Source organism: Acinetobacter sp. PFS20, assembly GCF_052261015.1.
Lineage (GTDB): Bacteria > Pseudomonadota > Gammaproteobacteria > Pseudomonadales > Moraxellaceae > Acinetobacter.
In genome coordinates, this window is sequence record NZ_JBPVZE010000001.1 from 2,519,710 (window position 1) to 2,545,347 (window position 25,638).

At 38.1% G+C, this 25,638-nt stretch carries 22 protein-coding genes; 6 read left to right on the top strand and 16 right to left on the bottom strand.

The annotated features are described in order from the left end of the window. Nucleotides 1-29: 29 nt before the first annotated feature. The 8 genes from ACS125_RS11890 to ACS125_RS11925 form a co-directional block, all read right to left on the bottom strand. Complete coding sequence (locus ACS125_RS11890) at nucleotides 30-2,036, bottom strand: esterase/lipase family protein (RefSeq protein WP_443272324.1); 2,007 nt, start codon at nucleotides 2,034-2,036, stop codon at nucleotides 30-32. Between the two features lie 115 nt (nucleotides 2,037-2,151). Continuing rightward, nucleotides 2,152-3,093: an ABUW_2363 family tetratricopeptide repeat lipoprotein gene (locus tag ACS125_RS11895; RefSeq protein ID WP_174740672.1), complete on the bottom strand. Its 942-nt coding sequence runs from the start codon at nucleotides 3,091-3,093 to the stop codon at nucleotides 2,152-2,154. Between the two features lie 105 nt (nucleotides 3,094-3,198). After that, nucleotides 3,199-4,014 (bottom strand): serine O-acetyltransferase, encoded by an 816-nt coding sequence (gene cysE / locus ACS125_RS11900; protein WP_151962632.1) that lies wholly within the window; start codon nucleotides 4,012-4,014, stop codon nucleotides 3,199-3,201. Next, nucleotides 4,007-4,846 (bottom strand): RNA methyltransferase, encoded by an 840-nt coding sequence (locus tag ACS125_RS11905; RefSeq protein WP_174758993.1) that lies wholly within the window; start codon nucleotides 4,844-4,846, stop codon nucleotides 4,007-4,009. Before ACS125_RS11905 ends, cysE begins: the two co-directional genes overlap by 8 nt. Nucleotides 4,847-4,860: 14 nt before the next feature. Further along, nucleotides 4,861-8,424, bottom strand: coding sequence for a DNA polymerase III subunit alpha (gene dnaE / locus ACS125_RS11910; protein ID WP_174758992.1), 3,564 nt, complete (start codon nucleotides 8,422-8,424; stop codon nucleotides 4,861-4,863). Nucleotides 8,425-8,623: 199 nt separating this feature from the next. Further along, nucleotides 8,624-9,691 carry a type II asparaginase gene (locus ACS125_RS11915; protein ID WP_004792894.1) on the bottom strand — a complete coding sequence of 356 codons (1,068 nt, stop codon included), beginning with the start codon at nucleotides 9,689-9,691 and terminating at the stop codon, nucleotides 8,624-8,626. Nucleotides 9,692-10,379: 688 nt separating this feature from the next. Further along, nucleotides 10,380-11,687, bottom strand: a complete 1,308-nt coding sequence (locus ACS125_RS11920) for a dicarboxylate/amino acid:cation symporter (RefSeq protein ID WP_174732717.1) — start codon at nucleotides 11,685-11,687, stop codon at nucleotides 10,380-10,382. A 476-nt stretch (nucleotides 11,688-12,163) separates the two neighbouring features. After that, nucleotides 12,164-13,594, bottom strand: coding sequence for a pyridoxal phosphate-dependent aminotransferase (locus tag ACS125_RS11925; RefSeq protein WP_009388272.1), 1,431 nt, complete (start codon nucleotides 13,592-13,594; stop codon nucleotides 12,164-12,166). A 233-nt stretch (nucleotides 13,595-13,827) separates the two neighbouring features. Here ACS125_RS11925 and msrB point away from each other — a divergent pair, with 233 nt between their 5' ends. The 4 genes from msrB (at nucleotide 13,828) to ACS125_RS11945 (ending at nucleotide 16,271) form a co-directional block, all read left to right on the top strand. Beyond that, nucleotides 13,828-14,247 (top strand): peptide-methionine (R)-S-oxide reductase MsrB, encoded by a 420-nt coding sequence (msrB, locus tag ACS125_RS11930; RefSeq protein WP_004792889.1) that lies wholly within the window; start codon nucleotides 13,828-13,830, stop codon nucleotides 14,245-14,247. Continuing rightward, a complete protein-coding gene (locus tag ACS125_RS11935; protein WP_003651303.1) occupies nucleotides 14,244-14,729 on the top strand; it encodes a glutathione peroxidase in 486 nt (161 codons plus the stop codon). Before msrB ends, ACS125_RS11935 begins: the two co-directional genes overlap by 4 nt. An 8-nt stretch (nucleotides 14,730-14,737) precedes the next feature. Beyond that, complete coding sequence (locus tag ACS125_RS11940) at nucleotides 14,738-15,574, top strand: AraC family transcriptional regulator (protein WP_443272331.1); 837 nt, start codon at nucleotides 14,738-14,740, stop codon at nucleotides 15,572-15,574. Nucleotides 15,575-15,638: 64 nt separating this feature from the next. Then, entirely contained in the window at nucleotides 15,639-16,271 is a 633-nt protein-coding gene (locus ACS125_RS11945; protein WP_443272333.1) for a LysE family translocator, read from the top strand. Nucleotides 16,272-16,329: 58 nt separating this feature from the next. Here the strand turns inward: ACS125_RS11945 and dapC are convergent, their stop codons facing one another. The 6 genes from dapC to ACS125_RS11975 all read right to left on the bottom strand — a co-directional run bounded on the left by dapC (nucleotide 16,330) and on the right by ACS125_RS11975 (nucleotide 23,121). Next, the gene (gene dapC / locus ACS125_RS11950; protein WP_443273961.1) at nucleotides 16,330-17,499 is read right to left on the bottom strand and encodes a succinyldiaminopimelate transaminase; all 1,170 of its coding nucleotides are present in this window, start codon (nucleotides 17,497-17,499) and stop codon (nucleotides 16,330-16,332) included. 25 nt (nucleotides 17,500-17,524) lie between these two features. Beyond that, complete coding sequence (gene glnD, locus ACS125_RS11955) at nucleotides 17,525-20,188, bottom strand: [protein-PII] uridylyltransferase (RefSeq protein ID WP_005304499.1); 2,664 nt, start codon at nucleotides 20,186-20,188, stop codon at nucleotides 17,525-17,527. Between the two features lie 27 nt (nucleotides 20,189-20,215). Beyond that, nucleotides 20,216-21,433, bottom strand: a complete 1,218-nt coding sequence (gene purT / locus ACS125_RS11960) for a formate-dependent phosphoribosylglycinamide formyltransferase (RefSeq protein ID WP_238611132.1) — start codon at nucleotides 21,431-21,433, stop codon at nucleotides 20,216-20,218. A 102-nt stretch (nucleotides 21,434-21,535) separates the two neighbouring features. Continuing rightward, entirely contained in the window at nucleotides 21,536-21,925 is a 390-nt protein-coding gene (locus ACS125_RS11965; RefSeq protein WP_005304505.1) for a tautomerase family protein, read from the bottom strand. A gap of 130 nt (nucleotides 21,926-22,055) precedes the next feature. Further along, nucleotides 22,056-22,397, bottom strand: a complete 342-nt coding sequence (gene ygaH / locus ACS125_RS11970) for an L-valine transporter subunit YgaH (protein WP_443272337.1) — start codon at nucleotides 22,395-22,397, stop codon at nucleotides 22,056-22,058. 1 nt (nucleotide 22,398) lies between these two features. Then, complete coding sequence (locus ACS125_RS11975; protein WP_443273963.1) at nucleotides 22,399-23,121, bottom strand: AzlC family ABC transporter permease; 723 nt, start codon at nucleotides 23,119-23,121, stop codon at nucleotides 22,399-22,401. 121 nt (nucleotides 23,122-23,242) lie between these two features. Here ACS125_RS11975 and ACS125_RS11980 point away from each other — a divergent pair, with 121 nt between their 5' ends. After that, entirely contained in the window at nucleotides 23,243-23,713 is a 471-nt protein-coding gene (locus tag ACS125_RS11980; RefSeq protein ID WP_443272339.1) for a hypothetical protein, read from the top strand. Nucleotides 23,714-23,788: 75 nt separating this feature from the next. On the opposite strand, the gene ACS125_RS11985 is transcribed toward ACS125_RS11980, so the two are convergent. Continuing rightward, a complete protein-coding gene (locus ACS125_RS11985; protein ID WP_151962643.1) occupies nucleotides 23,789-24,115 on the bottom strand; it encodes a hypothetical protein in 327 nt (108 codons plus the stop codon). A 171-nt stretch (nucleotides 24,116-24,286) separates the two neighbouring features. Further along, entirely contained in the window at nucleotides 24,287-24,991 is a 705-nt protein-coding gene (locus ACS125_RS11990; RefSeq protein WP_443272341.1) for a Crp/Fnr family transcriptional regulator, read from the bottom strand. Nucleotides 24,992-25,087: 96 nt separating this feature from the next. On the opposite strand from ACS125_RS11990, the gene ACS125_RS11995 reads away from it, so the two are divergent. Further along, a complete protein-coding gene (locus ACS125_RS11995; protein ID WP_443272343.1) occupies nucleotides 25,088-25,615 on the top strand; it encodes an Mpo1 family 2-hydroxy fatty acid dioxygenase in 528 nt (175 codons plus the stop codon). Nucleotides 25,616-25,638: the final 23 nt, after the last annotated feature.

A 25,638-nucleotide genomic window follows, 5' to 3' on the forward strand; every position in this document is an offset into this window, starting at 1 on the left:
CCAAAGGTTGTCCTTTGGCTCTTTTTATTTTATGGTTTATATAAACCGTGTTCGACTAAATGCTCTCGTAAAATACGACGCAGTTCTAGTACCGCTTGTGGAGTGAGCTGGATTGAATGACCACCCGGAAGAACTTTCTCAGACTTGGCACCTTCTAAATGAGCACTTTTATAAGGAACAATACCATCAGTAATCACATTTGGATCATCGCTCTTGGTGATATTCCCCATAATAGAGTGGAAGACTAACCCCTGGTGCGGGTTAATATTTTCTGTAAGTTCCATAAATTTGGACTGATGACTTAAGTCACTTGGACCATTTTGAATCAAACCATTATCAATATTACCCAAGAAATCTTTAACATCTAAATTTTCAGTGGTGAGAGACGTTGCTACAGCTGATAAAAATGCACCTGGTAGGCGAATAATTTTACGTGCAGCTAACGTAAACCAACGATCGGCATAATCTGTACCTCGATGAGGAGAAGCTAAGAAAATTGCACGATCAAAATTATTGATTGAATGCATTTGCAATCGCTCAGTAACCATTGGATGTTTCTTGAAACGGTTTTGCTGACGAATCGTCATCAAATCTAAAGCAGGCTTAGTAATATCACCATCACTGACCAGTAACCGACTAATAATACCTCCCATACTATGGCCCACAAGAACAGCATTATGTGCAGCAGGGTCATTTGGGTTCAAAGAACCAAAAGCTTGTTTAAGAAGGGCATAAGTTTGGAAACGGCTTTCCAAAATTGGCATATTGGTTGAATAGAAGACTTGCCAAACTTGGTAATTGTCTCGTAAAACCGTGTCACCCATAACATCATTGGTGAGTGCAATCCAAGCTTCAGGGCTACTTGCCAAACCATGAACTAACACAATAATTTTCTTGTTAGGATTATACGGTTCAAGCATGTAGAGGTGCGGCATAGTTAAATGCTGATCGCGGTCAATCAGGCTTAAATAAGCTGCCACACCTAAGTTATTTTCGGCCAGCCATAGACCATAAGGCGCTGAAAAGTTAGCAGCCAGAGGATATTGTTTACCAGCTACCTTGATATTATCTGTCCGATATGGGTCATAAACTCGAATTATGAATTCAGGATTATTAATAATTTCTTCAACAGTGGTCGCATGTTTTGGTTCAGCGACAATAGTTGCAGCCAAATAACGTGCATGATGAATATTGGGATTAACACCATTTTTATAATTGTATTTAAGCGGGTCTAGAATATATTCATTAATATCTTCTTTTCCTGAACTAGGAAAAACCGCTACAAATTCAGAGCCAAAACCATCACGGCGGTTAATGGTTCTTAATCCTGAAAAATTTAAGTTATAACTTGAAATTAATTTTTCTAATTTTTGACCTGTTAACTGTCTATGAAACTCAAAGTCAATTGTGTAAACACTTTTACCAATGTGAATTTGTGGTTCAACCACATTTTTCTTGGGGTGCCTTAAATCATAAACACTGACCATTTTGGCAATTGCTTGATTATAGAAGTCGCGAATTTGAACTTGTCTATTATCAAAAATACGGTCGGCAGGTAAGCGTTTCGTTGCAAAAAGATAAGCATAGCTATAACGAATACTTTTATCTAATAAATTCAATTGCTGGTCTAAGCAGTTATCATAACTATTCTGGATACTCTTTTGTTCTTCTTCAGATTTATGTTTGGTAAATCTACTTACTTTGCAGTCAGAGGTATCTGATAAGGCCATTGCCTTTGCCAGATACATTTCACTTGCAGCTGATAAGAATTGTTCATCTAAAATTTGAGGAAGGTTTTTGAGTTGATTTACACAGGTTTCAGGGGTGTCTGTACAAACTTTAGCTTCCTGACCTGACATAGATAAAACATTCAGGCTTGCTTCGCTGAGTTTATCTTGCGTAAGAATACTATTGCGTTCATTTGCAATGGTTACATTTAAAGCTTGCTGTTTAACATTTACGACCTGACATCCACTCAGAATTGAACCGAGTAGTATGACCGTCAACAGTGTTTTGTTTCTTTTTATTGAAAACATTAGGGTCAAAATATAGTGGCTCAATGGTAGGTAGATCATACAAATTTTAAAGTAATTTTCAAATGATCAAATACAAAAAAGGGCTGTCAAAACAGCCCTTTTTGAAGCACTAAGCTTATTTTTTAGATGTTGCAGTAGAGGTAGCAGGAGACATAGCTGGGTTAGTCAATACTTGCCATACATTCCAACGACCTTGTTTTTCAATTTCTTGAATTAAACGATCAGCAATTTCAGCTTCATCTGGATATTTTACTTTATAATTTTTGAGCGTTTGAATCGCGTTTTTCTTTTGCTCCATTGCAATATAGTTATTTGCAGCAGCTAGATATGCTTCTTGAACATTACCTTTAATGGCTTTATCTAAGTAAGGAATGGCTTCACGTTGACCACCACCTTCAGATAAACCGAAACCAAACCAGAAGTTCGTTTCTGCATCATCTGGGCTAATTTTTAAAAGTCTTTGAGCATATTCTAAAGATCTAGTGGTATGAACGGTACCTAAATCAAGATTACGCGCAAGAACACTTGCTTTGAAAGCACGAAGCAAAATATCAAATGATGCATTTGGGTTTGCAGCAAGTGTATCAAGTTGTTGTGTTACTTCTTTAAGTTTACTTTCGAAACCTTTACGTTCTTGGCGATCAGTAAAGCGAGGTGGGTAGTGACGAGCTTTGCCTTCTACTAACTGTAAAAAGTCGTCAATACTTGTAACATCAATTTCATTTTCACCAGCTAAAACAGCATATTTCATTGAACGCTGTGAATTATTTACAGTTGGAACAATCAATTTATTGACGTCGAGAGTAAGCTGTTTAGTTGGGTCATCTTGACGATTAACAACCATTTTGGTTACTGGCTGTGCAGCAGCGTCTTTTAAGGCAACTTCAAATGCTGGCGGTTGATCATAGTTAAAAGGATTTAACGCATAAAAAGGAGGAGTAAGCTCTGGTTCCTTGAAAACAAAAGGCTCAATTTTTTGTTGTTTTACAGGTGCCATTGTACAAGCTGTTAAACTTGAAGTCGCAAGGATGATATATGCCAAAGGCTTAAAATTCATAGGATCTTCCGTTCATTTTAGTAAAGTCAGATTTGGTAGTGACAAGTCTAGAAAAAGCTAAACCGACATGCAAGAGTAAGCGTGTTACATTATGAATCAAGAATATTACGTTTTTGATATCTTGTTTTGTGCCCCACATTCACGACGCACTTCTTCAAGAATTTTTAGCTCTTCATCACTAAAAGGTTGTTCATCTTGACTTTCCTTTTTGAAGCTAGGATCTAGCTCTGATAAACGCTGACATAAATTATTCATACGCGTTTCATTGTGCTGAATACGATCAAGTAAAACGCGCATACCTTCTAAAATAGGGTCCGACTGATCAGCAGTTGTCGCATATGGGGCAAAACCAATACTTTGTGCATAATCGCGGCGACGTTCTTCATCTTTATCTTTAGTTTTGTCGGCATCTTTATAGATATAGCGAGCAGGGTTGCCTACAGCAGTTACTCCAGCAGGAACAGCTTTGGTCACTACAGCATTCGAACCGACTTTGGCACCTTTACCTACAGTAAATGGACCCAAAATTTTCGCACCGGCACCCACAACAACACCATCTTCTAAAGTAGGATGGCGTTTACCAGTTTTCCAAGTGGTACCACCTAAGGTAACACCATGATAAAGCGTAACATCATCACCAATTTCGGCAGTTTCACCAATCACAACACCCATGCCATGATCAATAAAAAAACGCTTACCGATTTTAGCGCCAGGATGAATTTCAATTCCAGTTGCAAAACGGCTAAATGAAGAAAGTAGGCGAGCTGCACCTTTACAGTCTTTTTGCCATAATTCATGCGCGACACGATGCATCATAATTGCATGAATACCCGGGTAAGTCGTGAGAACTTCTAGTGTATTGCGGGCAGCAGGATCTCGCGCAAATACAGCTTTTATATCTTCTTTAAGCTGCTTAAGCATTGGGTTGATCCTCCTTGTCAGATAATGCTTTTTTCCATTTACCACTTGTTAAAGCTTGTACGCGACTAAAAATACCGCGAAGTAAATGATATTCCATACGATCTAATTGTATACGACCAAATAAACGACGCAAGCGTAAAGGTAATAAACGTGGATTTTCTGGATCTAAAAATTCGATTTCAGTCAGCATTTTTTCTAGATGAGGATAAAACTCTTCCATTTGTTGCTGAGTCACCAAAGGTTCATCCCATTGCATGCTTTGGCCTTGAACTAATGGCATTTCATCTACATTCTGATCGACTTGCTCTTGCTCAAGAGCAGACATGCGAAGTTCGTAACATACAACTTGAATCGCTTGCGCAACATTTAACACGCCATAGTCTGGATTAACAGGAATCGTTAAATGATAATTTGCCAGTGCTAATTCTTCGTTTGTTAAGCCACGGTCTTCACGGCCAAAAACAATAGCAATTTGTTGTCCTTGAGATGTTGCCTTAATAGCTTCTTTAGCTGCAGGTCGCACATCAAGTAAAGGCCAAGGAATGGTACGACTACGAGCACTTGTTCCAAATACTAAATGACAATCTTTAATCGCATCTTCTAAGGTGTCTACAATCTCAAGGTGCTCAAATAAATCTTGAGCACCAGCAGCAAGCGCTTGTATATCTGGATGAGGATATGTTTTGGGTGCTACAAGAACTAATTTAATGAGTCCCATTGTTTTCATGGCACGTAAAGCACTGCCAATATTAGCAGGCAAAGTAGTATTTACCATGACAATACGCACTTGTGCTAATTGTTTTGACACGGTGGTTTGGTCAAACGAACTCATAAGATTTCCAGAAATTACGAATATTGAGAAACTTCGCTTTGGTATAAATCCAATGCATCGTCCATAGACATACCCGCAGGAGGAGGGGCAACAGCATGTGGACGAACAGGGTCTGCTGCTTTAGCTGCTTTCGACTTTACTTGATATTCAATATAAATATTATCTTTACCAAAATAATCTCTGAGTTTAGCAAGTAATTCATCTAGAGGAGCGACTTTCCATTGCGGACCAAACAGAAGCTCTGCTTGAGCATAAGGCTGGTCAATCTGTAACTGTAGAGTGATATGTTGATGCATATCTACATTGCAAAATGGCAAGATCATGTTTTGCAGATCTTTTGCTAATGTTGGCTGCATGAACTCTTCTGTTAATTTGATTTGAATACTGTTAGCACGTTTTTGTCTTATTTCATTTAATGTGAAAGCCTTGGTTAAACGCCCCATTGGACGATCAAAGCCTTCTCGCTCATAGATTTCGCCTTCGAAAACTACAACACGCTCAACTTGCACAATATCTTTAAAACGTTGGAAACGTTCATGGTTACAGCTGACTTCAATACGTGCCGTACCATCATCAAGTACAATAACCACACGGTTCGGGAAGTTTGCGACATCAATGACCAAACCTGCATAAACTGTCGTAACACCACGACGCGTCGCAGTAATTTCGTTTAGTTTTACAGGAATAAAAGCTTTGAGCTCTTGTCGGTAGACATCAATTGGATGACCCGTTAAATATAAACCAAGCGTATCTTTTTCGCCTTTGAGACGAACTTCGTCACTCCATGGTTTTACTGGTTTAGCTGGCTTGCGTTGAACTTCTTCAACTTCGCCAAATAAATCCATAATTCCGCTTTCACGGTTACTACGAGCTTGTTCAGCAGCTTGAACAGCTTCAGGCAATTGTGCCATTAAGTTTGCACGTTCAATTCCTAAGCAATCGAGTGCACCCGCGCGAATTAAAGCTTCAAGAGTACGCTTATTGATTTTCTTCAAATCAATACGATGGCAAAAATCGAATAAATCTGTATAAGGACCAAATTGTCGACGAGAGTCAATAACTGACTGCATTGCTTGTTCGCCGACGCCTTTAATTGCACCTAAACCGTAAACAATCGTTTTATCGTTACTTGCATGGAAGTGATAAGTCGACATGTTGACTGATGGTGGTAAGACTTCAAGATTATTGTTTCGACAGTCATCAATCAAAAATACAACACTGTCCGTGTTTTGCATTTCCGATGTCATTACCGCTGCCATAAACTCAGCAGGATAGTGAGCTTTTAACCATGCAGTATGGTAGGCAACTAGGGCATAAGCAGCCGCGTGAGATTTGTTAAAACCATAGCCTGCAAATTTTTCCATATAGTCAAAGATATGGTTTGCTGTACTTTCGTCAATCCCTTTTTCAGCAGCACCTTCTAAGAAGATTTGGCGCTGTTTGACCATTTCCTCGGGTTTCTTTTTACCCATTGCACGGCGTAATAAGTCTGCGCCACCTAACGTATAACCTGCACAGATCTGTGCAGTCTGCATCACCTGTTCCTGATAAACCATAATCCCGTAAGTTGGTTCTAATACACCTTCTAAAAGAGGATGGAGATATTCAAAATCTCCACCATGCATACGGTGAATAAAGTCAGGAATCAGATCCATTGGACCCGGACGATACAAGGATACGAACGCAATAATTTCTTCAAATTTGCTTGGACGTGCTTCTTTAAGCATCCGTTTCATACCGACGGATTCAAACTGGAATACCGCTGTCGTATTTGCATCGGCAAAGACAGAATAGGCTTTAGCGTCGTCTAGAGGAACATGCAAGATATTGAGTTGATCATTACTGTCGCGGTTTTTATTAATATTTTGAATCGCGTCTTCAATAACGGTTAAGTTACGTAAACCCAAGAAGTCGAACTTGACCAGACCCGCTGCTTCTACATCGTCTTTATCATATTGAGCAACACGATTTGTTCCATCTGCATCACAAAGTACAGCCGAGAAATCTGTAATTTTACCTGGTGCAATAACTACACCTCCGGCATGTTTACCAGTATTTCGGGTTATACCTTCTAACTTTAATGCCATTTCCCAGATTTCGCTTGCATCGTCGTTATCTGGGTTAGATGGATTGGTCACAATATCTTTAAGCTGAGGTTCCATATCAATGGCGGTGGCTAAGTCCACACCGAGCGGTTTGGTAGGTACCATTTTTGAAATACGGTCAGCTAAACCGTAAGATTTACCCAATACACGTGCAACATCACGGATTGCACCTTTTGCTGCCATGGTTCCGAAAGTTGCAATTTGTGAAACGGCTTCGCGACCATAAGTACGCGATACGTAATCAATAACGCGGTCACGTCCAGCAATACAGAAATCGACGTCAAAGTCAGGCATCGATACACGTTCTGGGTTCAAGAAACGTTCGAAGAGCAGATCGTAACGAAGAGGGTCAAGGTCAGTAATTTCTAAGCTATAGGCGACTAATGAACCTGCACCTGAACCACGACCTGGCCCGACAGGAACACCATTACTTTTTGCCCATCGAATGAAGTCCATGACGATGAGGAAGTATCCAGGGAAACCCATTTTCAGGATAATACCAACTTCATAATCAATTCGTTCATCGTAAGGCTTACGAATCTCAGGCCAGTCTTCGCCACGTTTTTCAACAGGGTAAAGATAATTTAAGCGTTCTTCCAAGCCCACTTTAGATAAATGTTCAAAATAAGTGTCGATGGTAAAACCATCTGGAATTGGATAGTCAGGTAAAAAGTAAGTACCGAGTTGCAGTTTAACGTTGCAACGTTTAGCAATATGATAGGTGTTCTCGATAGCACTAGGAATATCGGAAAACAATTCGATCATTTCATCTGAGGTTTTAAAGTGCTGCTCAGGACTATATATGCGTGGACGGCGATTATCTGCTAGTACATAACCATCAGCGATGCAAACACGTGCTTCGTGTGCTTCGAAATCTTCTTTTTCTACAAAGTGCACATCATTATGTGCAACTACACCAATATTATATTGTGCAGCAAGCTTAGTTGCTTCTTGAATAAAGTCTTCTTCACCGGGACGGTCGGTACGTGTTAAAGCAAGATAAACACGGTTACCAAATTTTTCGAGCCATGCTTCTAAAAGGGGAGCTGCTTTTTGCGGGTTAGATGAGCAAAGCATCTGACCAACATCACTATGCTGACCAAGTAAAACGATAATATCTTGATGCTGTTCAAGTATCCATTCTTTTTGTACACATGGAATACTGAGCTGTTGTCCTTCAATAAAACCGCGTGAAACAATTTCGGTTAGACTTTTCCACCCGACATCACTCATTGCAAGTAATGTTGCACGGTGTTGAGCATCGTCAAGGCGAATTGTGCTACCTAAAAGAGGCTTAATGCCTTTTTTTAAACAAGAATTATAAAACTTTACTGCCGCATGGAGATTAGAGAGGTCAGTTAATGCCAACGCAGGCATTTGGTCTTTAACCGCAGCATTGACCAAGTCAGGTATGCGAACTATCGACTCTGTAATCGAAAATTCTGTATAAATACCTAGATGAACAAACTGCATAAACCAATCCTTAATGCGACCGAAGCATAGTTTAACACGCAAAGTTAAAAGGAAATGGTTAATATTTTGGCAAACTGTTAAGGATTTTATTATTTAAGAAGAATGAGTTGAACATCTATTGTACAGTTTTAATATAAAAGACATTATTTTTATAAAATATGACCAGCTCAAACACCAAGGTTTGAGCTGGTTGAAAAACTTAGTACTGCCAGAACATACGTTGAATTTCTTTAACGTCATTAGTCTTAGTAAGAGCTAATGCAGCAAGAATACGCGCTTTTTGAGGGTTTAAGTCATGTGCTGCTACCCAACCATATTTAGAGTCAGGTTGTTCTGCATCACGTAATACAAAACCTTGTGGAACACGTGATGAGCGGATAATTTGAATACCGTTCTTGTCGTGAAGATTTTGTAAAGTTGGTACGATATATTTTGGTACAGAACCGTTACCAGTACCTGCATTAATAATCGCTTTAGCGCCTGCTTTTGCATACGCTTCATATGCATCTGGAAGCATAGAGTCTGAACCATAAACGATCTGTACAGTTGGAAGTGCATCGCCTTTAATATTTTCAATATTAAATTCTGAAGCATTTGTAAAACGTTTTACAGATTGTCTGAACCAGTATGGCTTGCCTTCAACTAACGTACCTAAAGCGCCCCATTGGCTAACAAAAGCATTTGTATGAATGTTAATGCCTTTAGTGACATCACGCGCTGCAAAAATAGAGTCGTTCATAAGAACCATAACGCCTTTATTTTTTGCATCATCAGAAGCAGCTAAAGCAACTGCGCTATAAAGGTTAAGTGGTCCGTCTGCTGAAAGAGCAGTTGAAGGACGCATTGAACCAACAAGTACAATAGGTTTATCAGTGTGAACAACTAGATTTAAGAAAAACGCTGTTTCTTCTAAAGTATCTGTACCGTGAGTAATCACGACACCATTAACAGATGGTTTTTTTACCAGTTCATTTACTTGACGAGCAATTTCCAATAATTCCTTATCAGTAATACTCTCAGAAGCGATTTGTAATGCTTGAATACCGGTGACATTCGCCAAATCTTTGATTTGTGGAACAGCATTAATTAAGGCATCAACTGGAACTTTTGCAGCAGTATAGGTTGCACTGTTTGCTGAGCTTGCGCCAGCACCCGCGATAGTACCGCCAGTGGCTACAACAACTACATTATTTTTTGCGTAAAGTGGGAGAGAGCAGGCCAATAAGCCCATCGCTAAACCTAAAGATTTAACAGTTTTAGTCAACATCGAAAATATCCTTATGAAGTGACGAAAGTAAAAAAAGTTTGTCGAATATGTCAGCTTTTCCTAAGCAAAACACATACCATGTAAAACATATTCGTAACTTGTTTGAATAAGAAGCATCCCTGAATAGCATTTTGTTTCATCAACAATTGCTTAGTCATTGCCTTTATTTAGCGTTAATAAATATCATGAATAAAATAAAAAATCTATTAAGTTTTTCTAATTTATCTTAATTTTTTTGTTTTTAACATAAAGGAGGTAAATAATTTTATCACTATTATAAAATTTAAAAATAATGGGTTTGACATAGTTTTTATTTACCATTTGGTATTTATATATCATTGATTATATATAATATTATTTATTAATAAAATTATATAGATTTTTTGATAGTTAAACTAAATAGTAATTTCAATAGTTTAATATAATTAATTAGTAATGAAATGAATTAAAAATTAATCAATTGATGTTTATTTCTAAGAATATAGATTCTGTTTGGGTGGTTTTTATTCTCTTTTTAAGGTTTATTTTAAGAAAATTTAATAGGAGTGAAAATACATTATTTAGTTCATTATTTAATATGGAAATACACATAAATTTTTATTGTTTAATTTTAGAATAAAAAGAAGAGCAATTTTATAAGGTCATATAAAATTGCTCTTAAGTTGGGAGAGTGGGAGAAAAGAGAAACTTAAGCGGTTGTTTGTTCTTGAGTTGATTTAATTAATACAGGTTCTGGTAGCTCTTCAGTATCTGCTACTTTTTCGCCTTCAAGCTTAGCAACAACAGCGGTAGCAATACTGTTGCCTACTACGTTTGTGGCAGTACGACCCATGTCAAGGAACTGATCGATACCAAGCAATAAAAGAATGCCAGCTTCAGGTAAATGGAACATGGTGAGTGTTGCTGAAATAACTACAATTGAAGCTCGTGATACACCTGCAATACCTTTACTTGTTACCATTAGAGTTAGCAGAATTAAGATTTGTTGAGTGAAGCTAAGATCGATGTTGTAAGCTTGAGCAATAAAGAGTACCGCAAACGTGGTGTACATCATTGAACCATCTAGGTTAAATGAATAACCCAACGGTAATACAAAGCTAGTAACCTTTTTAGGTACACCAAATTTATTGAGTGCATCCATTACTTTAGGGTAGGCAGATTCACTTGAAGCTGTAGCAAAAGCAAGAGTTACAGGTTCACGAATGAGTTTACCTAAGCGGAAAATATCTTTTTTAAGTACGATTGCACCAACAGAGAACAAAATGATCCAAAGTAGCAGAAGACCGAAATAGAACTCAGCGATTAAAATGCCGTAGTCAACAATCAAGCCTAAACCTTGTACTGTAATTGCTGAAGCGATTGCAGCAAATACTGCAAAAGGTGCAAACATCATGACGTAATCAGTAATACGGAACATGATCTTGCTAAGTTCTTCAGTCAAACGAACAATAACAGACCCTTTCTCGTTGCCTTGATTTACAAAAGCAAGTGCCGAACCAAAGAAAATTGAGAAAACAAGTACTTGTAAAATATCGTTATTTGCCATTGCTTCTGCAATACTGCGTGGAAACACATGACTTAAGAATGATTGCAGCGTAAAGCCAGTGGTCGCTGGGAGAGAAGCGCCACTAAGTTGTTGAGCTGTTGGTAGTGCTAAATCTAGAGCTGCACCAGGTTGGAAAAAGTTTGCTAAACCCATTCCGATAGCAAGCGATACAAACGAAGCAGTAATGAACCAAGTCATTGACTTGAGTGTGATACTACCAATTGATGTAGATTTCCCCATTGATACAATGCCTGAAACAATTGTGGCAAATACCAATGGAGCAATAATCATTTTGATGAGGCGTAAAAAGATGTCTGTGCCGATGCTGAAATAAGAAGCGATCTGTTTGAGTTGTTCGCCCTCATTGAAGAAGTGGTGACAAATCCAACCTGTCAGTACGCCAAGTAAAATAGCAATAACAATATACTTGAGCAATTTCTTTTGCTTCATATGAACCTCTATCCATTTGATTCAATCATTCTTTGATGGGATTTGAATGATTGAAAGCTTTCCTTGTTAGTTCAGTCCGGTCGTTCTACCGATTTTATCTTCCTAGATACCTGTATCTGTTTTAACCGAATCGAATATGGTGATGTTGTTATGGAGGGGGATTGTTGCTCGATTTTGAAGCAGTGTGAAATGCAAAAAAATATTGATCCATGCATTTTTTGCATAATGAAGATTGGGCGAAATGTGAAATTACGCACAAATTTAAACGTATGGTAAAAAATATAGAAATAAATTGTTAAACAGAATTTAAAGATTAAATAAATTAAATTTTTAATAGAAGTTATTTAAATTCAATGTTTTATTTTAGGGAAAATGAAAGTGTGGAGGTGTTTATAATTATTCTTTTCTTAAATTAGTTAAATAAAATTATCAAAAAAGGCATCCAATTTAAGATGCCTTTTTTGATATGCATTTTTTTAACGACGATTGGCTAAGAAACGACCTAAACGAGTGATTGCCTCTCGTAATTCATTTTCGGCCGGTAAGAAAACCACACGGAAATGATCTGGAGTTGGCCAATTAAAGCCCGTACCTTGTACCAGTAACACTTTCTCTGCACGTAACAAATCAAGCATTAATTTTTCATCATCTTCAATTGGATAGATGTTTGGATCGAGGCGAGGGAAGCAGTACATTGCTCCATCTGGTTTTACACAGCTTACACCAGGAATTTCATTTAGCATTTCCCAAGCAATATTACGCTGTTCGTACAAACGACCACCTGGACGAATCAGGTCATTAATTGATTGATAACCGCCTAAAGCAGTTTGAATCGCATATTGAGCTTGAACGTTTGCACATAGGCGCATTGACGCCAACATATCTAAACCTTCGATATAGTCAGCAGCACGGCTTTTATCTCCGGTAATTGCCATCCAGCCTGAACGGAAACCTGCAATACGATAAGCTTTTGATAAACCATTAAAAGATACGCAAAGCTGGTCGCCAGCTAATGAGGCTACTGAAACATGTTCAATGCCGTCATAAATAATTTTGTCGTAAATTTCATCAGCAAATAAAATTAGATCATATTTTTTTGCCAGCACTACAATCTGTTCAAGAATATGGCGTGGATAGACTGAACCAGTAGGGTTGTTCGGGTTAATGATGACAATACCGCGAGTATTCGATGTAATCTTGCTTTCAATGTCAGCAATATCTGGATACCAGCTATTTTCTTCATCACATTTATAGTGAATTGCTGTACCACCTGAAAGATTAACAGCTGCTGTCCAAAGCGGATAATCCGGCATTGGAATCAACATTTCGTCGCCATCATCAAGCAAGCCTTGCATCGCCATTACAATAAGTTCAGACACACCATTACCAATATACACGTCATTCACGTGCATATTTAGAATGCCTTTTTGTTGGTAATATTGGCAGATAGCTTTACGTGCTGGAAAGATACCTTTTGAGTCAACATAACCAATCGCATTTGGTAGGTTTAAAGCAACGTCATTAATAATTTCTTGTGGGGCTTCAAAACCAAATGGAGCAGGGTTGCCGATATTTAGCTTGATGATTTTATGTCCTTGCTCTTCCATTTCATTGGCGGCTCGTAATACTGGTCCGCGAATGTCATAACAAACATGCTCAAGCTTCGATGATTTCTTTATTTCTCGAGAAGTTGGCATGGATTGGAGGGTGGCAGTATTTTTAGACATAGCTGGATTCACTTTTGCATATCGGTATAAATAACTTTTAAATGTTTTAACTGTTACCAAATTCAGATCGTGTTGATCTTTTAGTAATTCAACAATTTTTTCATGGGTAAAGCCCGATTGCTGATACTGTTTGATAACTGGTAATAGTTGCTGGAAAAGCACACTTTTTTTCTGAGACATGTTTTGTCCTATACAACCGTGCCAAACAAGAATAGCACCATCTTTGCTTCCTTGAAAGAAAATAAAATATAAATTTGCTTACTTTTAATTTTAAACTTTGCTTACTTTTTGCTTTCTATTGCTTAGATGATTAAAATCCAACAAATTTTACGTTCAGAGACTAGTGTTTTTTTGATGAATGGCGTAAATATAAAACACGATTTACGTTTACATCAGAATAAAAGGTGCATGTCATGGGAAAAGTCAATAAAACAGACCGGGAATGGCAAAGAGAGTTATCACCAGAAGAATATCGGATTACACGACAAAAGGGCACTGAACCAGCATTTACGGGGCAATACTGGAATACGAAGCAACATGGTACCTATGTCTGCCGTTGCTGCGGTGCAGAATTGTTCTCATCAGACACTAAATATGACAGTGGTTGTGGTTGGCCTAGCTTCTTTAAACCGATAGAGCCAACTGCAATTGAAGAACATGATGATTTATCGCATGGTATGGTCAGAACAGAAATAGTTTGTCATGATTGCGAAGCCCATTTAGGGCATGTTTTTGAAGATGGACCACAGCCGACTGGTTTGCGCTATTGTGTAAACTCGGCATCATTACAACTTAAATCACAAGAAAAAAATGATGAGGAAACCTATCCATGAGTAATATTTATCAGTTTGAAGCTGAACTGTTAGAGGGTGAAGTTAAGCAATTAGCTGATTACAAAGGTAAAGTTTTACTAATTGTAAATACTGCAAGTAAATGTGGTTTTACACCACAATTTGCTGGCCTTGAAAAACTTTATGAGAAATATAAAGATCAGGGCTTGGAAGTTTTAGGGTTTCCCTGCAACCAGTTTGGCGGGCAAGATCCGGGTAACAATAAAGAAATCGGTACGTTCTGCCAACGCAACTATGGGGTGAAATTCCCGATGTTTGCAAAAGTAGATGTAAAAGGACCAGAAGCCCACGTGATTTTTAGATATTTGACGCGTGAAGCTAAAGGCATTTTAGGCAGTAGTACTATTAAATGGAACTTTACTAAATTTTTGGTAGGGAGAGATGGCGCAGTGCTTAATCGCTATGCTCCTACGACTAAACCAGAAGCATTAGAAGCTGATATTGAAAAAGCATTAGCAAGTTAATAAATTAAATGAACGCTATTCCTCAAGCATTTGAGTTTTGGCAAGATGGGCGAATGCCTTATGTTGAAGCCAGAAGATCTTGTTTTAGTCGAACATGTTATAAGTCTCATAGTCATCCAACATTTTCTATTGGAGCTATAGATGAAGGGAATAGCGTTTTTCAAAGTTCATTTGGTACAGCACAAAAGATTTCTGCTGGTACCTTAGTCATTTTACCTGCCCACATAGAACATTCTTGTAATCCATTACCTGATCAGGCTTGGAGTTACCAGATGCTGCATCTGGATATATCTTGGCTTAATCAATGGTATGCCGAATTTCAAAAAGAGGGCTTTGATTTAAATTTACCCCAACATAGACCTCTCATTATTAAAGATGAGTCTTTATATCAGGCTTTTTCTGGTATGAATAAAACTTTATTTGATCCTGAAAAATTGATTCTTGAAAAAGAACAGTCGCTTATCTATTGCCTTACTCAGTTGTTACTACCTCATTTTATATTAGAAGAAATACAGAAAACTCAATATTTGTATAAAGACTTCTTGGACTTAATTCATATTATCAAATCATCCGAACGATTTATTTCTCTAGAAGAGCTTGCACAGCAGGTAGGTCTTAGTCGATACGCAATTATTCGTCTCTTTAAAGCTAATGTTGGCTTAACGCCTCACGCATTTCAAATTAATTTAAAGATTAATCAAGCCAGAGCTCAATTAAAACAAGGGATTTCGCTTGTGGAGTTGGCAGTAAATTTAGGCTTCAGTGATCAGAGCCATTTTCATAAAGCTTTCAAAGCGCATACTGGAATCACTCCTCGTCAGTTCCAACTCGCAGCCGCGCAATAATTTACAATAAATTATTTTTCTTTATTTTTAAGCTATTCCATACAGTTTTAAAGATGAAATCGTTATGGAAGTTTTTTTAGTTATCGCCTTTACTCATTTTTTAGCGCTGTTATCTCCGGGACCAGATTTTTTTCTTATTCTCACTAGCCTTTTGCAAAAGGGTTCGCGCTATACATATGGCGTCATTGCAGGAATTACGTTTGGTAATGCCTTAATTTTGATGGCATGTATGTTCGGATTTATATTGCTTGGAAATTTGAGTACGACGATTCTTTTAGTACTTAAATGGCTTGGGTCTGTGTATTTGGTTTATTTGAGTTATCTTTGTTTTAAGGCTGCTCGCACTGGCACCTTAACTTTTGCTACTGAAAAAAATGATTTGATTGATCAAGAGTACCAACATCAGGATAAGGTTAAGAGCTTAATGTTGGGAATACAATCTAGTCTGCTTAATCCCAAAAATATTATGTTTTATAGTAGCTTAATGCTGCTTATTCAGCATCAATTTAGTTTAGTTCAAAAATTGCTGATGAGTACGTGGATGACTGGAGTCGTACTTGGTTGGAACGTACTGTTGGTTCGGCTACTGCTTCAAAACCGAGTTCTAGAACAGATTAAACGTTCAGCGATAAGCTTATATTATTGTTCTAGTCTGGCTTTTATATGTTTTGCAATCTTGCTCATTGCTTATAGTTAATGCCCGTTGTATAGCCTTCATGCTAAATAATTATGAAGGCTATACAACTTATCTATGCTTAAAGAATTGCTTTCAAACGCTTAACTACTTCTTCGCATTGCGCTAAATCGGCAACTAAAGCCATACGTACATGATTTTCCCCTGGGTTACCTTGATCTGTGTCACGAGATAAATAACGACCTGGTAAAACTTTAATATGGGCTTTTTCCATTAGCATCTTGGCAAAAGTTTCATCGTTATCGACTTTTAACCAATAATAGAAACCTGCATCTGGCTTTTGCAGAGGTAATAAGTGACCTAGTTCGTTTTGGAATAAATCAAACTTTGCTCGATATTGCTTACGGTTTTCTTCAACATGGTTTTCATCATTCCATGCCGCAATTGATGCAAGTTGATGTTGAACAGGCATTGCTGCACCATGATAAGTACGATACTGCAAATATGGTTTTAATAATTCTGCATCACCCGCTACAAAACCTGAGCGTAAACCCGGCAAGTTTGAACGTTTAGACAGTGAATGAAATACGACACAGTTTTTATAGTCATCACGACCAAGTTCTGCACAAACTTCTAATAAACCTGTAGGTGCTTGCTCGAACCAAAGTTCTGAATAGCATTCGTCAGAAGCAATAACAAAATTATATTGATCAGATAAGGCGATTAACTTTTTGAATTGTTCTTTAGAAAGAACAGTACCAGTTGGGTTGCCCGGCGTACATACAAAAAGAAGAGCAGTTTTTTCCCAGACTTCTGCGGGTACAGCATCAAAATCGCCTAAGTAATCATTTTCTTCGGTGCAATTAATGAAATAAGGTTGTGCGCCCGCAAGTAGAGCTGCGCCTTCGTAAATTTGATAAAACGGATTCGGCATTACCACATACGGAGCATCTTCACGGTTAATGAGCGCCTGAACAAATGAGAAAATCCCTTCACGCGTACCAGACACTGGCAAAATGTGGTTTTCAGCACTAATGCTATTAAGTTTAAAGCGCTTAGTTAACCAGTCTGCAATACTTTGGCGAAGCTCAGGTAAGCCTTTGCTGTTTGGATAAGTTGATAAATGATTGAAGTTGTCAATAATTGCCTGTTTAACAAACTCTGGTGCTGGGTGCTTCGGTTCACCAATTGATAGAGGAATCAAGGGAAGGTTAGCAGGGGTAGTATCCTTAAAAAGTTGGTTTAACTTTTCAAATGGATATGGGTGCAATAACGACAAGCTAGAGTTCATTAAACAGTTACCAAGTAGTTGAGTTTCAGTGCTGACAAATTTGATTAGATGCTTCATCTAATGCAGCTTTAAGCTTTTCCGAGAAGAGTTTAACCTCTTCGTTATTTAACGGTTTTCCATCTTTTTTTGTGACAAAGAAAATATCTTCTGCACGTTCACCTAAAGTTGCAATTCTAGCTGAATGGATGTCTAAACCTTGCATCATAAATAAGCCACCTACACGTGCAAGTAGGCCAGGGTGATCGAGTGTTGAAATTTCAACCATGTTTTGCTGTAACGCTTCATTCAATGTTACGTCAACTGTATTTTCGATATCGAAGTGACGTAGTTGACGTGGAATACGGCGTTGCATAAGTCCCGGATATTGATCTGGCTGACTAAGCGCCTTCACTAATGCAGTTTTAACCGTTTCTTCGCGTTCGGGGTCGGTTAGCAATGTACCAAAGCGATCCAGCACCACATAGGTGTCTAAACTAAATGCGGTACTTGCTGTGATAATTTTTGCATCCTGAACGTCTAAGTTCATGCGGTCTAAAACTGCCACAGTCGTTGCAAAAAGGTTGGGTTGGTCGCGCGTATATATAAAGATCTGCACGGCATCTTGGGCAGCTTTACGGTGAGCACGTAATAGTACTAATGGCTCTGGATTATCGCCGTGTTTCAAAATTGCTTGAGTGTGCCATGCAATTTCATCTGCCGATTCTTTAATGAAGTATTCATCGCCCAGTTCTTGCCATACTTTTTCAACGTCTGCCAATGAGAAGTTATTTACCAGTAATTCGCTTGCTGCAAATTTGGTGTCTTCAATCAGCATTTGATAGTCAACAGGACGACTTAAACCTGTACGAATGACATCACGGGCATGCGTATAAAGTTGACGCATAAGCGAGGCACGCCATGTATTCCACAGTTTTGGATTTGTCGCATTAATATCTGCAACTGTTAAGGTATATAAATAATCAAGATGTTCCATATCGCCAAGTTTTTCGGCAAAATCTTTAACAACATCCGGATCGGAAATATCCTTTTTCTGAGCTGTTAGCGACATGAGCAAATGGTTGTGGATGAGCCATGCAATTAATTTACATTCACGCTCTGTAAAACCGTGCGCACGTCCAAACTCGATCGCGTCTTCTGCACCAAGTTCACTATGGTCTCCACCGCGACCTTTGGCAATGTCATGAAATAATGCAGCTATAAATACAATATCTTGACGAGCGAGACGTTGGAAAACTGAGCTTACAACAGGGAATTCTTTGGCAAATTCAGGTTCTTTAAAACGGTTTAAATTGCGCAGTAATAATAATGTGTGAGCATCAACTGTATAGATATGGAATAGGTCATATTGCATAAGACCCATAATTTGACCAAAGGCTGGAATATAGTTTCCTAAAACACCATATCGTTTCATCGCTACCAAAGTGTCGTATAGACGATAAGGTGAGCGAATAATCGACATAAATAGTGCTTGATGCTCAGGGTTATCTCGAAAATTTTGGTTAATACGTTTTGCAGCAAGAATAAGTAAGCGTAAAGTACGAGCGCGAATACCTTCAATATCTGGTCGATTAGCCAAAATATAGAATAGTTCTAAAATAGCACTTGGATGTTCTGCGAAGATTTTGTGGTGCTGTACGGCAAGTTTATTGTCGACAATCTTAAAGTGGTCATTAACGACTTCAATTTTACGTTCGTAATTTGGTAAGCGCGGAGTAATAACTGATTCGCTAAAGTAGGCCAATAACATTTCATTGAGTGTTGAAACCTGTTGAGCCGTACGGTAGTAGCGTTTCATGAACTGCTCGACACCGTAGTTTACAGGCTGACCTTCTTGACGAGCGTAACCAAATTGAGCCGCAATTTCTCTTTGATGATCGAACAGAAGACGGTTTTCATCACGCTTCGCTAAGCGATGTAAATGGTGACGAATTTCCCAAAGAAAACTTTCAGCTTCTTCTAAAACGTTTAATTCAAATTCTGAAATAAAGCCTAAATGAACTAAGTCATAAATGCGGTTTACGCGGAAATGACGTTTAGCAATCCAACCAATCTGGTTAATATCACGAATGCCGCCAGGCGCATTTTTAATGTCAGGTTCTAAATTGCTTTCAGTATTGTTGTGTTGGTGGTAACGCTTAGCTTGTTCAGCCATTTTTGCATCAAAAAAGGTTTTGTCTGTCCACGTTTGCGAAACAATACGACGTGGCCATTTTGCAAGTTGACTATTACCGGTAATTAAACGAGCTTCGATGAGTGTAGTTGCAACAGTTAAATCGGTAGCAGCTTGTTCAACACAACTTTGAATGGTGCGAACGCTAATACCGGGTTTGAAATTACCAACATCCCATAAAGAGGAAATGAATGTGGAAATGCGTTTTTCATTTTCTTCGTTAATTTCATGTTCCGATAAAATCATGATATCAACGTCGGAATAGGGCAACATTTCACGGCGCCCATAACCACCTACAGCAAAAAGACCTAGCCCTGTCTGATCAAGTTCAGCATGTTTCCATAAAAAGATCAGTGCTTCATCAACGAGGTCTGAGCGTGCTTTAATGACTTCCCGGATAGATTGCCCATTTTCATATGAATCCTGCAATTGCTTTTCTACATCCGTTCGCCATTGATTAATGGCTTTAATATCATGATGGCTTGTAACGTAGTTCAGCAATGGCGATGTATTGATCATGAAAATGGGTCTACCAAAAAGTAAATATTAAGAGTTGGTTTTTACGCTTACTTGATCAGCGGTTTCTTTCGCTAAAGTACGAGCAAGATCAGTATTTTCTGCACGAGCAGTTGCTACACCCATACGACGTCGTTTGAAACCTTCTGGTTTACCAAACAAGCGTAAGTCGGTATTTGGGTTGGCTAATGCCGTATTTAAGCCGCTGTAGCTTAAATTGTTGGCATCTACACCAGCATAAATAACTGCACTAGCAGCAACACTATGACGAGCTGTATTTACTGGCAATCCTAAAATTGCACGAGCGTGCAGTTCAAATTCGCTTTGAAATTGTGATGCTAAAGTCACTAGGCCAGTATCATGTGGACGAGGAGAAACTTCACTAAACCAGACCTTGTCGCCTTTAATAAATAGCTCTACACCAAAAATACCACAACCACCCAGTGCTGTTGTCACTTTATTTGCAATACGTTTTGCTTCTTCAAGTGCAGCCGCAGTCATTGGTTGAGGCTGCCAGCTTTCTACATAATCACCGGCATCTTGGCGGTGACCAATTGGATCACAGTAGTGAGTTTCGATTTCGCCAGTTTCAGGATTTTTAGCACGAACGGTAAGTAATGTAATTTCAAAATCAAAATCAATTTGAGATTCAATGATGACCGTACCTTGGTTAACACGACCACCTTGCATCGCATATTCCCAAGCAGCATCGACTTCATCGAAACTTTTTACACGAGACTGACCTTTACCTGAAGATGACATGACTGGTTTTACAAAGTTTGGATAACCAATATCGTCACAAGCAGCACGGAAGCTTTCTAGTGAGTCAGCAAAGCGGTAAGCAGAGGTAGGTAAACCAAGTTCTTCAGCTGCAAGACGACGAATGCCTTCACGGTTCATGGTCAGGTTTACAGCTTTAGCAGAAGGAATAACCGTGGCAGTTTGGCTCGCTTCAATTTCAAGCAAAACTTCTGTAGCGATGGCTTCAATTTCTGGCACAATTAAATTCGGTTTAATTTTCTCGATGAGTTGTTTTAACTCAGTTGGATTAGCCATATTTAACACATAAGAAAAATGTGCAACTTGCATGGCTGGTGCATGATCATAACGGTCGGCTGCATGTACTTCTACACCAAGACGTTGTAAAGAAATTACAACTTCTTTGCCAAGCTCTCCTGAACCTAACAATAAAACTTTAAATGCAGAAGATTGAAGTGGGGTACCGAGTGTCACGCTCATGCGAATCATCCTGACAAAATTATTTTTTTAAGCATAGCAGAACTTATGAGGGAGTTAAGCTTTATCACACATAAAAAAATTAATTTTGTCGGACAATTAAGATGTGACTTTTTAGATATTAACTTGATAGTTTAAAAGTAACTCATCTGCATTTTTGCCGCGAATACCCCAATTTTCTTTAGGGGTTTCAAAAATCGTAATTTCAATATCTTGCGGAGCTATTTTGCATTGTTGTTCAATATTGCGAAATAAAGTTTGAATGAGTTGTTTCTTAGTAGCCGCGCTACGTCCTGCAAACATTGAGAGTTCGATAATAATGTAGTGTTGGCTGCGGTCAGAAGGATAGATAAAATTTCCAGGCTTAAGACTGATAAAACGTTGAAATCTTTTCTCGATAGGATATTTCAATTCTTCAATGAGCGCTTGATGGATTGCATGAGAAAGCAATTCTCTATATTGCATAATCGTTTGTTCATTTGCGTAAATTTTAACTTGTGACATTTTTATCTCTATTAAGTAGGTAAGATTATCTTTTTAATCAATTCAAAAATTAGATTTTTACGCCAGAAGTTTCAATCTTAAAGGCTTCTGGCTAGGTTTTATTTTATATAAGGAAGATCAGTTTATCTATTTATAAAGGTAAATAAGTATAGATTACGCCATAAACAATTGCGGCAGTTAACGTTGCCGGAACAATTTTCTTAAATTTAAAATAAAGACCTGCTAAAACCAGAAAGCCAATAAGCATGGCTAAGCTTTTATCTGGATTTTCAAGAAGTGGTGGAAGGGTGGCCACAACAAGCATGGCGCTAATTGCAGATATACCAATACAACCCAAAGCAATTTTTAGCCAGACTGAACCGCGTCTTTGCTGTGTACCTTGTAGCTTTTGTATAACAAAGAATGGTCCAAAACGTGAGGCGAAATTAGCAATACCAACAATGATGCCAACCAGAATAATTTCTAGATTCATTTTAAACTTCGACCTCTTCTTGTTGTTTCAGCACATAATGTTTAAACAAGCCGGCTAAAATGCCTGAAAGAATACCAATAAAAATAGCCGCCGATAGGTTAATCCAATAGCAGGACAACGCTGAAACAACCAAAGATACAGCAACTACAAGGCTATGCTTTCGCTCAAATGCTGCTAATAAAAAACTTAAGAATAAAGCAGGCAATAAGAAGTCTAAGGCTGCTTGTAAAAACTTTGGAAGATGAGACACTTGATCTGCAAATAATCCCCCTAACAATGAACCAGTTGCCCAAGCCATCCAACTAAATAGACTCAAGCCTAACATCCAAGACTCGGACCATTGTTGTCTGCGCTGTGAAAGTTGAATCATTCCACTGGCAAAAACTTCATCGGTTAAGCCCCAAGCCCATACCGCAGTTTTTTTAAGATTTAATTTGTTTGGAATCAAGTTGTATAAAGCTGGTCCATAAAGTACATGGCGAATATCAAGTGCAATAACTGTTAATGCAGTTAACCAGATAGATGAACCACTGGCTAGAAGTGCGACAACTAAGAACTGGCTGGCTCCAGCATACATTGAACAAGATAGAAAAAATGCTTCCCATGGTGCAAAACCAAACTGAGATGCAGAAACACCAAAGGCAAAAGAAACGGGTAAATAGGTGAGTACGATAGCTTGGCTATCTTTGGCGCCTTGCCAAAAAGTTGCTGTTTGGGCAGGCATCAATTGTTGTTCGGACACAATACACCTTGGCAATAAACCAAATGATAAAAATACTTGAAAGATTGAGTATTGTAGCCGAATTTAATAGCATAGTGCCGAAATGTTTAATCGGCAGTTTGCTATGTTCAACGCAAAGATTCGTTTAGTTTATATCGCCATGTTGAGTGCAGGTATTTTTACATTGCAGGGCTGTGACAATGGTAATCATGAGCCAGAAAAAAAAGTAGAAATTAAGCCAGCACCTAAACTAACCAATGATGCAACTGTTTATGCTCAAAAAGCATGGACATTGATTAATACTGTTGAGCATTTGGTTTATGAAAAACAGCTGAGTCAAATCGATGACAAAGTTCGCAAACCTTTACGTCAATTGAGTACAGACTGGCGTATTAATGTGAAAATGACTGATTCCGTGACAGAAGGGAAATATGCACTTTGTCGTAAAGCTTTAACGAGTCTAGATGTGTGGGCACGCGAAACGCTTGAAAATAATGATTCAGTTGCTAAGAAACAAGCAGATTATGAGCGAGATAAAGCCCAATGTAAGGATGCGATCGATACGCCAAATCTTGGAAATACTTCGCCAAAATAAAAAATTATAAATATAAAAAAGCGAGAGGATCAATCTCGCTTTTTTGCTTTTAAAACGATAATGAGTGAATATTAATTACGGCTTCGCCGCAGCTTTAGCTGTGTTTGCTGTTTTCACTGCATCTTGTTTCATTTGATGAGTCATTTGCTGTGATTCATGTTGAGCATGCATAGATTTCATCATTGCTTCATGCTTTTGTTCAGTCATATCTTTTTTAACATCTTGTTTTGCTTTTACTGCTTCTTTTTTAGCAGTTGCTTTGCCGTGTGCAGCAACACATTTTCCGCCCTTATGATTTGGCCCTGTACCACCTTGTAATTGAGTTCCTTTTGGACATGCAAATGCCGAAACACTTAACATAGCCAATACGCCAGCTGTAAGAATTGTTGATAATTTTTTCATGTTAATCAGCGCCTTGTTGAGTATTATTGCTCAGCTTGAGTGTAAAATGAAAATATCTGCTTTAAAACATTTATTTTGTGAAATAGAGTTTGAACAATGTGTTGTTTTGCAGCGTTATCTATTTTTTTAATTTGGTTTTAAGTTTTTGTCATATAGCTGGTTGTGCAAAGATTAGGAATGGGCTTGAGCAACTACTTTTAATTTCTCAATATCTAGAATCTCAATTTTTCTAAAAGCAATTTTAATGATTTTCTGTTTTTCGAGCAGGCTCAACTCATGGTTGATCGTCTGTCTGGATGTGGTCAGCATATTTGCCAATTGTTCTTGAGAAATATGGATGTGATGATCTTGAATAAGAATATGATTACCATAACCCTCTAAAATAAATAGAAGACGCTGAGCAAGCCTTTGAGAAATACTGCGTGTTTGTATCGCAATCTGTTCTAAGAAAACATATCTGAGTTTTTGGCTAGTTAAACGAGCAAAATAGTACCAGTAATAGGGATTTTCTTTGAGTAGCTCATTTAAGGGCTTGGCAGGAATATGCAGAACCGTACTTTTTTTCAAAGCAATCGCATCGTGCGAGCGCGGTTCATGGTCAATGAGGGATATTTCACCAAACCACATAATTGGTTCAGCAATTGCAGAAAGTGCTTCATTACCATTTACGTCGACATAACCTAAGCTAATTGAGCCTTCAAGCACGGTATAAATGCCATCAAACACATCTTGGGCACGGAAAACATAACTATTTTTTTCAAAAGTTCTTTGCTTACCATGTTCTAAAATAAAGTTTTGGAATGCCTCTGGAAGCACACTAAACCATGTATTTTCTTTTAGTCGGTTAATATAAATAAGGTCCAATATTGGGGCCATCCATGAAAAAAATCATTACTTTGTCAAATAGCTGACAACTTTAAGTTTTCCTTATTTGTACAGTATGACTATATGTAGATGAATAGGGAACAACTCATGTCGAATCTGGAGCAACAGCTTAGCAAATATGCGGCTTACCACTTAAATCATAAAAATATTTTGACGCATTTTATTGGTATTCCACTCATCGTGTTTTCAATTTTATGTTTAACAGCAAGAGCTGGAGTCGATATTGGCGATTTTAAACTGACTTTAGCTATAGTGTTGATTGCGGCTAGTACGATTTATTATTTTATTTTAGATAAAGTATTTGGTTTACTCATGCTGATTCTTTTAGTCGCTGTCTATCCACTGGCGAGCCAAATTGCTCAATTATCTTGGGGAGAATGGTTAGCAGCAAGTATTGGCTTCTTTGTGGTGGGGTGGGTCTTTCAGTTTGTTGGGCATTATTTCGAAAAGAAAAAACCAGCTTTTGTGGATGATGTAATAGGACTTGCGATTGGGCCGTTATTTGTATTGGCAGAATTTATATTTATGCTGGGTTTTAGAAAGCCATTACATGAGCGAATTTTGAAAGAAGCACGTAGTAAACGAGAAATGATGGATCTGAATCATTCCTTATAAATATAAAAAAAGCCCCAATATGT

What these genes read in the sequence shown, in the direction of transcription:
- ACS125_RS11945 (WP_443272333.1), top strand. Translation starts at nt 15,639, where the DNA reads ATGGAAGTTTTTTTAGTTATCGCCTTTACTCATTTTTTAGCGCTGTTA.
- purT (WP_238611132.1), bottom strand. Translation starts at nt 21,433, where the DNA reads ATGATTCGCATGAGCGTGACACTCGGTACCCCACTTCAATCTTCTGCA.
- ACS125_RS11905 (WP_174758993.1), bottom strand. Translation starts at nt 4,846, where the DNA reads ATGAGTTCGTTTGACCAAACCACCGTGTCAAAACAATTAGCACAAGTG.
- glnD (WP_005304499.1), bottom strand. Translation starts at nt 20,188, where the DNA reads ATGATCAATACATCGCCATTGCTGAACTACGTTACAAGCCATCATGAT.
- cysE (WP_151962632.1), bottom strand. Translation starts at nt 4,014, where the DNA reads ATGCTTAAGCAGCTTAAAGAAGATATAAAAGCTGTATTTGCGCGAGAT.
- ACS125_RS11965 (WP_005304505.1), bottom strand. Translation starts at nt 21,925, where the DNA reads ATGTCACAAGTTAAAATTTACGCAAATGAACAAACGATTATGCAATAT.
- ACS125_RS11990 (WP_443272341.1), bottom strand. Translation starts at nt 24,991, where the DNA reads ATGGCCCCAATATTGGACCTTATTTATATTAACCGACTAAAAGAAAAT.
- ACS125_RS11980 (WP_443272339.1), top strand. Translation starts at nt 23,243, where the DNA reads ATGTTCAACGCAAAGATTCGTTTAGTTTATATCGCCATGTTGAGTGCA.
- dnaE (WP_174758992.1), bottom strand. Translation starts at nt 8,424, where the DNA reads ATGCAGTTTGTTCATCTAGGTATTTATACAGAATTTTCGATTACAGAG.
- ACS125_RS11925 (WP_009388272.1), bottom strand. Translation starts at nt 13,594, where the DNA reads ATGTCTCAGAAAAAAAGTGTGCTTTTCCAGCAACTATTACCAGTTATC.
- ACS125_RS11940 (WP_443272331.1), top strand. Translation starts at nt 14,738, where the DNA reads ATGAACGCTATTCCTCAAGCATTTGAGTTTTGGCAAGATGGGCGAATG.
- ACS125_RS11895 (WP_174740672.1), bottom strand. Translation starts at nt 3,093, where the DNA reads ATGAATTTTAAGCCTTTGGCATATATCATCCTTGCGACTTCAAGTTTA.
- ACS125_RS11995 (WP_443272343.1), top strand. Translation starts at nt 25,088, where the DNA reads ATGTCGAATCTGGAGCAACAGCTTAGCAAATATGCGGCTTACCACTTA.
- ACS125_RS11920 (WP_174732717.1), bottom strand. Translation starts at nt 11,687, where the DNA reads ATGAAGCAAAAGAAATTGCTCAAGTATATTGTTATTGCTATTTTACTT.
- ygaH (WP_443272337.1), bottom strand. Translation starts at nt 22,397, where the DNA reads ATGAATCTAGAAATTATTCTGGTTGGCATCATTGTTGGTATTGCTAAT.
- ACS125_RS11975 (WP_443273963.1), bottom strand. Translation starts at nt 23,121, where the DNA reads ATGCCTGCCCAAACAGCAACTTTTTGGCAAGGCGCCAAAGATAGCCAA.
- ACS125_RS11985 (WP_151962643.1), bottom strand. Translation starts at nt 24,115, where the DNA reads ATGAAAAAATTATCAACAATTCTTACAGCTGGCGTATTGGCTATGTTA.
- msrB (WP_004792889.1), top strand. Translation starts at nt 13,828, where the DNA reads ATGGGAAAAGTCAATAAAACAGACCGGGAATGGCAAAGAGAGTTATCA.
- ACS125_RS11935 (WP_003651303.1), top strand. Translation starts at nt 14,244, where the DNA reads ATGAGTAATATTTATCAGTTTGAAGCTGAACTGTTAGAGGGTGAAGTT.
- ACS125_RS11915 (WP_004792894.1), bottom strand. Translation starts at nt 9,691, where the DNA reads ATGTTGACTAAAACTGTTAAATCTTTAGGTTTAGCGATGGGCTTATTG.
- ACS125_RS11890 (WP_443272324.1), bottom strand. Translation starts at nt 2,036, where the DNA reads ATGTTTTCAATAAAAAGAAACAAAACACTGTTGACGGTCATACTACTC.
- dapC (WP_443273961.1), bottom strand. Translation starts at nt 17,499, where the DNA reads ATGAACTCTAGCTTGTCGTTATTGCACCCATATCCATTTGAAAAGTTA.